Consider the following 10,428-nt stretch of genomic DNA (forward strand, 5'->3'; position numbering starts at 1 on the left):
AAAGTTGCCGCTACTTTTTTGAGGATATTAGCTGCCCCATTACAATCGGCATTAACTAACAAACCGTTTTGAGTTTGATAGAGTCCTCGTTGTCTTGATGCAGTCGCTCATGGGGGAAACCCCCAAGACCGCGCTGCATCGCTTAATTCGCTTGCCTGATGGCTTCCAACTTCTGGGTTTTTCACCGTATTTTGGCAAGAGGTCATCATCTAAAAAGCTAGCTTGCGAGGTATACGATTCTTCAGTTTCAATAAACTCTATGCCGTATAATTCGCATAACTGAATAATTCGTTCTTTGAGTTTAGCTGTGGGGATTTGTACAAACTTTTGGTTGTTTTTTGCACCGATATTAATACTATCTTTTTGTCGTTTATTCCAACCAAAAACTATTCGACCAATTCCATGTTTAAGGCAATGATTAATCACCAATCTTGCTGCTTTGTTAACAGCATCACGCATCTGTATATTGCGTTTTTCAGTTATGCAGGCTAATTTATTTGACCAAAAATATTGGGGTTTATTATCTTTAATTGTAGCTATTTGCTTGTTGTACCATTGATTTTTTGACTTCAGGTGTTTACCATCAAAAATAAAACTTGTCCCTACATTAGAGACACAACTTAACCAATTATCAATTCCGTGGTCTATGCCTATAACTTTGGCTTGATCTAGCTGAGGTTGATCGGCTTTTAACTCATAAACCCATTCTACATAAAAACAGCAGTTACGAGGTAAAATTCTAATTTCTCTGATTTCTTTAAACTCAAGATTACTTGGAAAATTTAAGAGAAAACTATCAACTTTAAATGCTGCTTTAACCTTTCTTCCCAGAGGTACTTTAACTTGACCATTTTCCAGCTTTAAAGCTTGTTTAGGATAATTTATTACTCCCATACCTCCCTTTTTGTGATATTTTGGTAGTTGGGGTTTATCAGTTAATTCTCCTTTGAGATACTTCTGAGAAAGTGCTTGATAAGACTTAAATGCTTCTGCTACACCTCTAAGAGTTTGTTGTGCTGCTTGAGAATACAAAAACTGATAATTACTATTGGACTTTAACTTCTTTTCTAAGTTGTATTTGCCCGGAATCTTACCTAACTTAAAATACCACTGCCTAGCCAAATAAATCCCACAATTAATAAGTTTATTTGCTGTGGTACATAAGTATTCTAAAAACGGGATAGTTTCGGGAATTTTAATTAACTCTTGCTGACATCCATACATCTTTGATTACCTCCTTTAATAGGATAACATTAAAGAAGAGAAAATGAAAAATTTTTAAGGCGATTAAAATCCCCCGTTCGTTTTTCATCCACGCTTTAAAAAGACGTGGCTTTCAAGCTCTCGTCCATCTTTCGTAAAATTTTCCACTAAGATTACGATTATTAAGTCAATACTGAAAAATCAAGTATTGCCAAACCTAATGGATATCGGGAGGAAGTTAGCCAGGCGGATTTATCCCCTGGTTGAATAAAGACACGCGGGTAATAAAGCGGAGTCAAAGTCTGTTATAATGGTTGGAATATGAGTAAGAACAAGGTTTGTGGCCATGACCTCTAGCTAGTGCGGTGAGATTCCGGCGGACAAGAGACGGGGAATTAATTTCCTACGACGGCTGAAAGCAAGTAATGCAGCTAAAGCAGCTATTTATTGCTCCAATATCTTGAGTAAAACCACTCTGAAAGTAAGCTCACAGCTAAATTTTTGATTTACGCCCAGGAGTCTAGAAGTTTCTTGACAGACTTTAAGCAAATGCGGATTTATCCCATTTGCGGTGGATTTCCCACAGAATCCAGGGTGTTTCAACCTCTGGAGATGTCAATAAATCCTTTGTGGTTTGATGGTATATAGTTATCTAGTTTATACTTTATATATTCCGAATTTAATAGTGCTATTATATCTACAGGAGGTAATAATTAATTAATGTATGGATGCCAACAACACCTAGTCAAGAATACCTCAGAAGTAATGGCTGTGCTTGAATACCTATGTACAGAAGCAAATAAGTTGACAAATTGTGGTATTTACTATTGTCGTCAAATGCTATTTAAAGCAGGACGCTTTGTGTCTAAAGCTGAACTAGATTTTGAGTTAAAAAGTAATCTGCATTTTAAGGCTATGCGTTCAGCCTGTGCTCAACAGACATTACATTCTGTAATTGAGTCTTTCAACTCTTATGCAAGACTTGCCAAAATGTTTACTTCAGGTGAACTGGCACAAAAGCCAAAACCACCAAAATACCGCAAAAAGAATGGTTTAGCAGTCGTTAGTTATCCAGCACGCTGGGTCAAGCTAGTGAATGGAATGCTTAAGTTCCCTCTAGGTAAACAAGTCAAAGCATGGTTTGGAATAGACCATTTTTTATTGCCAATGCCTAGCAACTTAGATTTCAATCAAATTAAAGAATTGAGATTTGTGCCCAGAAACAACTGCTTCTATTTAGAATTTGTTTATGAGCAACCTACACGAGAGAAAGGCCAACCCATAGCAGAAAACGTCTTAGGCATAGACCCTGGATTAAACAACTGGTTAACCTGCGTGAGCAATGTAGGTAAGGCTTTTATAGTTGATGGCAAAAAGGTTAAATCTCAAAATCAATGGTACAACAAGCAAGTAGCCAAAATCAAATCAGGTAAGTCTGCTGACTACTGGGACGATAACTTAGCAGCTATAACTGAAAAGCGTAACCGTCAAATGCGGGATAATGTGAACAAAGCAGCTAGGTTTGTTATCAACTGGTGCATTGAACATCAAGTGGGTACAATAGTTTTTGGGTGGAATCAACGCCAAAAAGATAGCATTAACATCGGCAAGAAGAATAACCAACAGTTTGTTCAAATACCAACAGCCAAGTTAAAAGCCAGGATAGCTGAATTGTCTGAGCAGTATGGAATTAAGTTTGTTGAGACTGAGGAAAGTTACACGAGTAAGGCTAGTTTTCTAGATGAAGATTTCTTACCGACATTTGGTGAAAAACCCGTTTGCGTAGCATTCCGTAGGAAAAGGTGGGAGCCATCAGGAAAGCGTGTTAATCGTGGTTTGTACCGTTCAGCAACAGGTAAATTGATTAATGCCGATGCTAATGGTGCTGGAAATATTATCAAAAAAGTAGCAACACAGCTAAGTTTAGATTTAGCCAAGGTTGGTAGGGAAGTTTTGATGCTTCCACAACGATATAAGTTGGACGATCTAACTAGAAAATATCGTAAGCAGTGCCTCGCGTGGCAATAGCGCCCGCGTAAGCACATCCGCTTAGAATTCAGGGTGTTTTAACCCCTAGAGACATCAATATAGACTCAAGCGCTGATAAACTGTCGCCAAACCATCTACATTCCCAACATTACCTGGAAATAAAACAATAGGTAATTCAGGAAATTGAGGATGCTCTGCAGGAGTCCGCACCATCGAACAACCAGCTAATACCTGACCCAATAACCTAGCAGTAGTTAAAGCTAAACCTTTACTGAGAGTATCATTAGAAGTAATCCCACCTTTACTTATCAAAAATCCAATATCCTCCGGCAAACCCCGAACAATATCCATTAATAACTCGGAAACTGCTACACCAAACTCCAAACGCACTTGCACATTTTCAAAAGTCAACTCCTCACGACTGGTATAAACTACAGGTGTTTTCCCTTCTGCATGAACAGTATGAACTTTTTCGAGTATATTTTTGAGTAAAGTTGCTCTGTTCTCCCCAGAGTCCTCAACTAAATGAGACACATTTACTTCTACACCCACTACATCAGACTCTTGTAATAATCTTTCCAACTGTTGGGTAGATTTCTTAACATGAGAACCCACAATAATTACACCTGGTTTCCCACTCCTAACATATTGCCTCATCTCTTCAGCAGCTATAGGTTGATTTCCCAAAGCAGCTAAAGAAGTTAAAATACTTGCAGCACTCCGCAATAGAAACTTTTTACCTTGACTAGCTGCTGCCAACAAATCATTGGCAAACTTGTCTAAGTCGGCTTGAGTTTCACCATCGACAACTCCACATTGGTTGCCAGTCATTTTGATCAAACGTTCTAAACTACCAGAGCGAATATCATCAAGTCTAAATTTTTCTACAGTTTCTGCTTTGATTTGACCTTTGGTTTTTTCTTCCACATAATCAGGTAAATAACTATAGGTGTAGCCAAATACTGAATCTTTGGCAAATTCTGTTTCGTGAACTGGAGTTTCTACACCATTAACCATTAAATAGTGGGTACTGTTGCGGGTGACTCTCCCACCTTCAAAAAATGCTGGAACTAGGAAATGCGCATCAAATGGACCAAGTTCGGCTGCTATGACATCTGTTTCTATGGGATAATGACCCCGTAAAGTAGAGTCAGAACGACTAACGACTAAGAAATCTTGGATATTTGATTGAGCGATCGCTTCGGTCAAGTTATGTGTAACTTCTCGTGTCACATTGGCTGCTTGGTCTGGGGTCAGGGCGCGAGTATTGGAGAGGATAAAAAATATGGGAGATTCATCAAGTAATCCTAATTTTAGGGTTTCTACATCCCACTTAGTTAGAAGTAGACAACTATGAACAGTTTGGGAACCTGTTGGGTCATCATCTAGGACAATAATTTTTGGTTGGCTGTTAGTCATATTTTTTTTGCTCATTATCTATAGAAGGCTATACCGAGATTCTCAAAAAAGTTTTTCTCAGCTTTCACTACTATATCTATAGATATGTCTCTATTTGATTAATTTTCTTCCTTTTTCTGTGTTGCTTATAAATTTTAAAACTAAAAAAGGAATAATTTTGATATTGCTCGGAGCGGTCGTACTAAAGAAATAAAACATTTATTGCACATCAGAATCACTTAATTTTTGAAAAATGAGGAATATTTTTTCGATTGATTAAACATTGGACATCAGTATAGTAAGTTGAGCTGCAGAACATAATTGCAAATTTTATTAACATTCAACTCTAAGTTTGAGCATAATCAGTATAGACAGGACTTACGCAACGATACTAACTATAGTGATAATATCCTGAAAATCACCAAATAATATACTATTTAGTAAATTTAAAATATTTCTAGCATTATTGATTGATTTTTTGCCCATTGTTTTAGTCTTTTGTTAGTCTTGAGAAAAATTTTTTTTTTAATGCTTAATGAGCTTGCTTAGTTTAACACTGAAATTGATTTTAGGTTTTCAGTCTAATTTAGGTTTTATAACTTAATTAACTACATTTGTTAATATACGAACTTGTTACGACTTGTTACAATACGAAATAACCTTATTTTCTGTCTTCTTATTTTTTGTATCTTCATTTCCAAACAAGTAGTAGTCAAAATCAAACCAAACTGTGTAGACCCCATTTTTACTATGGTTTATAAAAATACTAAATTTATCTACATCATTAGGAGGATATTTGAATTCCCGATCATCTAAAACTTTAGAGTCAGATTTTTGAGTTAAACTAGCAGTGTATTCAGACTCTTTCATAACGTCAGCACTTAAATCAGGTACATTAGTAAATTGGGGACATTTTGAGTAATCCCAATTAAGAGTTAATCTTTCGACAATAAAAGTACCACTAATATTTTGATTACCGATCATTATGTCGGCATAACTACTGCGGCTATCTATTTTATTCATATTATATGTAACTGTAGGTTCATTATATGTAACTGTAGGTTCAATATTAGAATTATCAAGAGGTGGTTTTTCACCTGTAGTTGTAGTTGTAGTTGGAGGAGTTGTAGTTGTAGTTGTAGTTGTAGTTGGAGGAGTTGGAGTTGTAGTTGTAGTTGGAGGAGTTGGAGTTGGAGATGATGCAAAGTTAAGAACAATACCAAGCACTAGAAGAAATAACCCTATAGGAATAGTAAATCTTTTTTGTTCTCGTGAAACCTCAATTATACCACCTATTTTTGTGACAAATCCTAAAATAATAATCAATAGTCCTGCCACAATTAGCATGGTTGGCATTTGCAAATTAAGTAATACCTTTATTACATCTGTCATGTTTTCTAAGTTCTTTAATTGTAGAATTTGACAACTTTAATTTTATTCATAACTTAACTCACTGCAAGTTTCAAATGCAAAATCAGGTTCAGTACCAGGAAGTGCTGCACAGATTCACACAACAAAGCCCAACAAAGCCATTATTCTGCTCAAAAATAAACTCACTGTAATCAGCTAAGTAATCAAGTCCTACTAAATTTAGCCAAATCTCTAAACTTAACCAGACTGTTATTTTGACCAATAAAATTTTCCATCTAACTTGCATGGGAGTATTCTCCTCAAATCTCACTGTCTGAATAACTGAAGTCAGAAGTGGGAGAATTGAACTCCCACACTTGGATAATACAACCTAAAAATCGTTAATGTGTAATCATAATGCTCATCAGAGCATACCAAGTTAAAGGACCGACAATGCCATCAACTTCTAAGCGGCTATTTTTTTGGAATTCCTTGACAGCTGCTTCAGTGTTGGAACCAAAAATACCATCTCCAACTAGAGAATAGCCCATTTCATTCAGGATAATTTGCAGACGTTCAACATCATCACCGCTGCTACCCTGACGGATAGTAGGAGGCAGTAAAGCTTCCCAAGTTTGAGAACCAACTATACCATCAACTGTTAAATTTCGGTCTTTTTGGAACTGCTTAACTGTAGTGTCAGTGCTAACACCAAAGATACCATCTTCCACTAAAGAACCATAGCCAGCATCATTGAGAAGGCGTTGTACCAGAGTTACATCAGAACCGGTGCTTCCGTTGCTTAAAACTGGTAAAGAAAAAGAACTTGAAACACTTAAAGTCATTGTTAATTCTCCTGTATTAGGATAGATGAGTATGAGAAATTAGAGCGATTTGGTCAGGAACCCCAGGGCTAAAGTCCAAGAGTTTGTACATTCTTGTTGCGATCGCTCCAAGGAAACAAGCCAACACCTGACCGAATAATTAATAATTAATAATTAATAATTAAATAATTCTGGTTTAAAACTGACCCTTTTAAGGGGAAAAAGCAGTCGATCTTCGTAGCTTCCCGAAGGGTGGGATGGCGGGGTCTCGGAGCCATATCCATGAGACCAAGAGAAAAGAAATAATATTTCCTTATCTTCAATTCCGTAACGGTTAAAACCCGAGGTAATTATCAATTATCCATTATCAATTAATGAATAGCTTAAGATATCCTTTGTCTACATTAGGGGAAAAAGCGGTCGATCTTCGTAGCTTCCCGAAGGGTGGGATGGCGAGGTCTCGGAGCCATATCCATGAGACCAAGAGAAAAGAAATAATATTTCCTTATCTTCAATTCCGTAACGGTTAAAACCCGAGGTAATTATCAATTATCAATTAATGAACAGCCTAAGATATTCTTTGTCTACATTATCGGCAAGGGTTAAAGTTCTGATTGCCACGCTCTCGCTCTCAATAATATTCTTGGGAATGCGACCGCCAGTTCCATGAAGAACGAACCGGAAAGTTAAACACGGGAGCGTGGGTTAAGCCAGTACTTTCTAAAAATCGTTAATGTTGAATCTGATTGCTCATCAGAACATACCACGTTAAAGGACCGACAATGCCATCAACTTCTAAGGACATCTCTGTTTGGAATGCCTTAACATATGCTTCAGTGTTTGAACCAAAAATACCGTCTACAACTAGAGTTCCATAGTTCGTTTCATTCATGGTAATTTGCAGACGTTTAACATCATCACCGCTGCTACCCTGACCGATAGTAGGAGGCAGTAAAGCTTCCCAAGTTTGAGAACCAACTATACCATCCACTATTAAATTTCGGTCTTTTTGGAACTGCTTAACTGCGGTGTCAGTGCGAACACCAAAGATACCATCTGCCACTAAAGAACCATAGCCAGCATTATTGAGAAGGCGTTGTATCAGAGTCACATCAGAACCGGTGCTTCCGTTGCGTAAAACTGGTAAAGAAAAAGAACTTGAAACACTTAAAGTCATTGTTAATTCTCCTGTATTAGGATAGATGAGTATGAGAAATTAGAGCGATTTGGTCAGGAACCCCAGGACTAAACTCCAAGAGTTTGTACATTCTTGTTGCAGTCATATCTAGAGATGTAGCAACAAGAGTGTTTAAGTTTTAATAAGTGTATTTGAAGATAGCATCACCTAACGCTTTCCATGTTTGGGGACCTACCACTCCATCTACTGTGATGTCAGGTGATGGAAAAGGAAAAATGGCGTTATAATTTTCCTGAAACTCAGTTACTATTTGTTGGCATTGATTATCGTACTGAGCATCAAATTTCACATTACTTGTAATCAGAGATGGTCTACCTTGTTGGAAACCAAACCAATAGATTGAGGATAGTAACTGTTCAAGAAAGCGAACAGCATCTCCACTATCCCCTTCTTTTAATACTGGCAAAGTTGATACAGTCATTTGAGAAAATTCCTTAGTTTAGTTGAAGATTAGGTTAGCAATCAGTAATCAGTTTTCAAGTCGTATAATGGGGATTTTCACCCCCGAATTTTAGCTGAAGACTGAATGCTGGTAAAAAAATGGTTTGTTGATAGCTACTTTAGCCATAGCTATGGTTTTGTTAGTTTTGATTAGTGAATTCAACTCTAAACATTGATAGATTCTAATTTTGCCCAAGTTTGGGGACCAACAATTCCATCCACAGTTAAACCAGAGGATTTTTGGAAATTCTTCACAGCTTCTTCTGTTGCTACACCAAATATTCCATCAACTACCAAAGAACGAAATCCAGCAGCCTTTAACCATATTTGTAGATATTCTACATCTTCTCCAGTGCTACCAAAATACAGAGTAGCGCGGGCAATTTTCCCTGTATCTATTAATCCCCAAGTTTGGGGACCCACAATTCCATCCGCAGTTAAACCATATCGTTTTTGAAAAGCTATGACAGCTTCCTTTGTAAGATTACCAAATATTCCATCAACTACTAAGCTATTATTAGCAACAATGGCATTCAAAACTGTTTGTAAATATTTCACATCTTCACCAGTGCTACCAAGGGTAAGAGTAGCACGAGTAGTAGTTGTTTGAGTTCCAGCAAGCATAATTTTCTCCTTGTTTTTTGAATTGAGCAGGACTTAGGAAGTAAATCTATATATAGCGCATTAATTGGTCATTTACCAGATAAAACCACTATATTAAGTGCTTTTATGTAAGTCCTGCTCTATATTTTTATCATCTCCTAGTTTTTGGGGAAGTGGGAAAATGTGCATGAGTTATCACAATTAACTTTTTATTGTGGGTGGAGGTGAATTTTCTTACACAATTAACTTTTTATTGTGGGTGGAGGTGAATTTTCTTACACATTGATTAGCACTCAGCGGTCACATTCTGCCATTACAGCAGTTTTGGAACGTAATGGTGGGAATATTAGGAAAGCCCAAAGTTTTAGCCGTCATGCTGACCCCAAGACCTTGATGGTGTACGATGATAATCTCCAGCAGCCACAAGCTGAAATGTCTGACCTATTGGAGTTTTGATGAAATATAAAATTACTTATTCTGCTGATTTCCGTTCTGGGCTGGACATTAAAACTGAATTATAACAAAGCTTTCAGGAGATGTAGCCTGATTTTACACGAACCCGTGCCCCGACTCGTAGTATTATGGTACTTGAAGCATTGTTCGGAAAAGCGAGGAATTATGAACCCTGATACAGAGAAACTGATGCAGCAATTAGAACAGCCATACGAAGGGGCTGAAATGAAGTCTTTGTATACGGCTGTGGTCACTGTAACACCGGGGCAAGAAGAACACGCCCGGATGTCAGGTCATGCGGAAAGTGAGGATGGATTATTAGCCTTAGAACTGGCGATGCCTCAAGAGCTTGGTGGTCGGGGTCAAGGAACCAATCCAGAACAACTGTTTGCTGCTGGATACGCCGCCTGTTTTCATGGGGCACTGGCTTTGGTTGCCAGAAAGATGCGGGTCGATGCGTCTAAGGCAACGGTGACGTGTCGTCACTCTTGGCAGAGATCCAGCAGATGGTGGATATAAGCTTGCTGCTGAGTTAAAAGTGGAAATGCCAAACTCAGAGCGTGAAACATCGGAGCAGGTCGTTGCTCAAGCTCATCAACTCTGTCCGTACTCAAAAGCGATTGCTGGTAATATTGACGTGAAAGTGGCGGTAGTTTAATTCTTGAGTTTTGAAGGTACTTTAACTGCTGTAGGTCTTGCTGCTAATGATGCATAGACAAGATATGTAGAAAATAGGACATAATGTCAAGCTTTATTGCAGCGAACGCGAACAAAAAAAATAGCCCCTAAGTATATAGGGGCAACGCAACAAAACACACACAAACACATACAATAGACTTGTCGCGAAATAAAACCTTAAAGTGAAATGGGAAAATTCTGGTTTTCACTGATTAAATTATCCTGCCATTAAGTAGAAATTCCAGAGTCCAGCCGCAGTGAACATGAAGCGATCGTCGCGCATCTTTAATG

General features: G+C 37.8%; 11 protein-coding genes. 3 read left to right on the forward strand and 8 right to left on the reverse strand.

Going from position 1 to position 10,428, the window contains the following annotated elements; translation table 11 throughout:
* Positions 1 to 51: 51 nt before the first annotated feature.
* On the reverse strand, positions 52 to 1,224 hold the full coding sequence (locus D5R40_RS16620; protein ID WP_240041605.1) for an RNA-guided endonuclease InsQ/TnpB family protein: 1,173 nt from the start codon (positions 1,222 to 1,224) through the stop codon (positions 52 to 54).
* A gap of 699 nt (positions 1,225 to 1,923) precedes the next feature.
* Here D5R40_RS16620 and D5R40_RS16625 point away from each other — a divergent pair.
* Entirely contained in the window at positions 1,924 to 3,231 is a 1,308-nt protein-coding gene (locus tag D5R40_RS16625) for an RNA-guided endonuclease InsQ/TnpB family protein (protein ID WP_124154929.1), read from the forward strand.
* Between the two features lie 54 nt (positions 3,232 to 3,285).
* Here D5R40_RS16625 and D5R40_RS16630 read toward each other — a convergent pair whose 3' ends face one another.
* From D5R40_RS16630 to D5R40_RS16655, 7 genes are all read right to left on the reverse strand, one after another.
* Entirely contained in the window at positions 3,286 to 4,611 is a 1,326-nt protein-coding gene (locus D5R40_RS16630) for a four-carbon acid sugar kinase family protein (RefSeq protein WP_124154930.1), read from the reverse strand.
* Between the two features lie 612 nt (positions 4,612 to 5,223).
* The gene (locus D5R40_RS16635; RefSeq protein ID WP_124154931.1) at positions 5,224 to 5,982 is read right to left on the reverse strand and encodes a DUF2905 domain-containing protein; all 759 of its coding nucleotides are present in this window, start codon (positions 5,980 to 5,982) and stop codon (positions 5,224 to 5,226) included.
* 88 nt (positions 5,983 to 6,070) lie between these two features.
* The gene (locus D5R40_RS37055) at positions 6,071 to 6,247 is read right to left on the reverse strand and encodes a hypothetical protein (protein ID WP_192901090.1); all 177 of its coding nucleotides are present in this window, start codon (positions 6,245 to 6,247) and stop codon (positions 6,071 to 6,073) included.
* A 94-nt stretch (positions 6,248 to 6,341) separates the two neighbouring features.
* Positions 6,342 to 6,785, reverse strand: coding sequence for a peptidoglycan-binding domain-containing protein (locus D5R40_RS16640; protein WP_124144274.1), 444 nt, complete (start codon positions 6,783 to 6,785; stop codon positions 6,342 to 6,344).
* Positions 6,786 to 7,494: 709 nt separating this feature from the next.
* Positions 7,495 to 7,941, reverse strand: coding sequence for a peptidoglycan-binding domain-containing protein (locus D5R40_RS16645; RefSeq protein WP_124144273.1), 447 nt, complete (start codon positions 7,939 to 7,941; stop codon positions 7,495 to 7,497).
* Between the two features lie 139 nt (positions 7,942 to 8,080).
* Positions 8,081 to 8,383 (reverse strand): peptidoglycan-binding domain-containing protein, encoded by a 303-nt coding sequence (locus tag D5R40_RS16650; RefSeq protein ID WP_124144272.1) that lies wholly within the window; start codon positions 8,381 to 8,383, stop codon positions 8,081 to 8,083.
* Positions 8,384 to 8,568: 185 nt separating this feature from the next.
* Positions 8,569 to 9,027: a peptidoglycan-binding domain-containing protein gene (locus D5R40_RS16655; protein WP_124144271.1), complete on the reverse strand. Its 459-nt coding sequence runs from the start codon at positions 9,025 to 9,027 to the stop codon at positions 8,569 to 8,571.
* A gap of 261 nt (positions 9,028 to 9,288) precedes the next feature.
* Here D5R40_RS16655 and D5R40_RS35390 point away from each other — a divergent pair, with 261 nt between their 5' ends.
* Both D5R40_RS35390 and D5R40_RS39705 read left to right on the forward strand, forming a co-directional pair.
* Positions 9,289 to 9,462 (forward strand): site-specific integrase, encoded by a 174-nt coding sequence (locus D5R40_RS35390; RefSeq protein WP_161564433.1) that lies wholly within the window; start codon positions 9,289 to 9,291, stop codon positions 9,460 to 9,462.
* 282 nt (positions 9,463 to 9,744) lie between these two features.
* Positions 9,745 to 9,978, forward strand: coding sequence for an OsmC family protein (locus tag D5R40_RS39705; RefSeq protein WP_240038873.1), 234 nt, complete (start codon positions 9,745 to 9,747; stop codon positions 9,976 to 9,978).
* Positions 9,979 to 10,428: the final 450 nt, after the last annotated feature.

It is taken from the genome of Okeania hirsuta, assembly GCF_003838195.1.
Classification (GTDB): Bacteria; Cyanobacteriota; Cyanobacteriia; order Cyanobacteriales; family Microcoleaceae; genus Okeania; species Okeania hirsuta.

Coding starts and splice junctions, on each gene's coding strand:
- D5R40_RS16620 (WP_240041605.1), bottom strand. CDS start 1,224: ATGTATGGATGTCAGCAAGAGTTAATTAAAATTCCCGAAACTATCCCG.
- D5R40_RS16625 (WP_124154929.1), top strand. CDS start 1,924: ATGTATGGATGCCAACAACACCTAGTCAAGAATACCTCAGAAGTAATG.
- D5R40_RS16630 (WP_124154930.1), bottom strand. CDS start 4,611: ATGACTAACAGCCAACCAAAAATTATTGTCCTAGATGATGACCCAACA.
- D5R40_RS16635 (WP_124154931.1), bottom strand. CDS start 5,982: ATGACAGATGTAATAAAGGTATTACTTAATTTGCAAATGCCAACCATG.
- D5R40_RS37055 (WP_192901090.1), bottom strand. CDS start 6,247: ATGCAAGTTAGATGGAAAATTTTATTGGTCAAAATAACAGTCTGGTTA.
- D5R40_RS16640 (WP_124144274.1), bottom strand. CDS start 6,785: ATGACTTTAAGTGTTTCAAGTTCTTTTTCTTTACCAGTTTTAAGCAAC.
- D5R40_RS16645 (WP_124144273.1), bottom strand. CDS start 7,941: ATGACTTTAAGTGTTTCAAGTTCTTTTTCTTTACCAGTTTTACGCAAC.
- D5R40_RS16650 (WP_124144272.1), bottom strand. CDS start 8,383: ATGACTGTATCAACTTTGCCAGTATTAAAAGAAGGGGATAGTGGAGAT.
- D5R40_RS16655 (WP_124144271.1), bottom strand. CDS start 9,027: ATGCTTGCTGGAACTCAAACAACTACTACTCGTGCTACTCTTACCCTT.
- D5R40_RS39705 (WP_240038873.1), top strand. CDS start 9,745: ATGTCAGGTCATGCGGAAAGTGAGGATGGATTATTAGCCTTAGAACTG.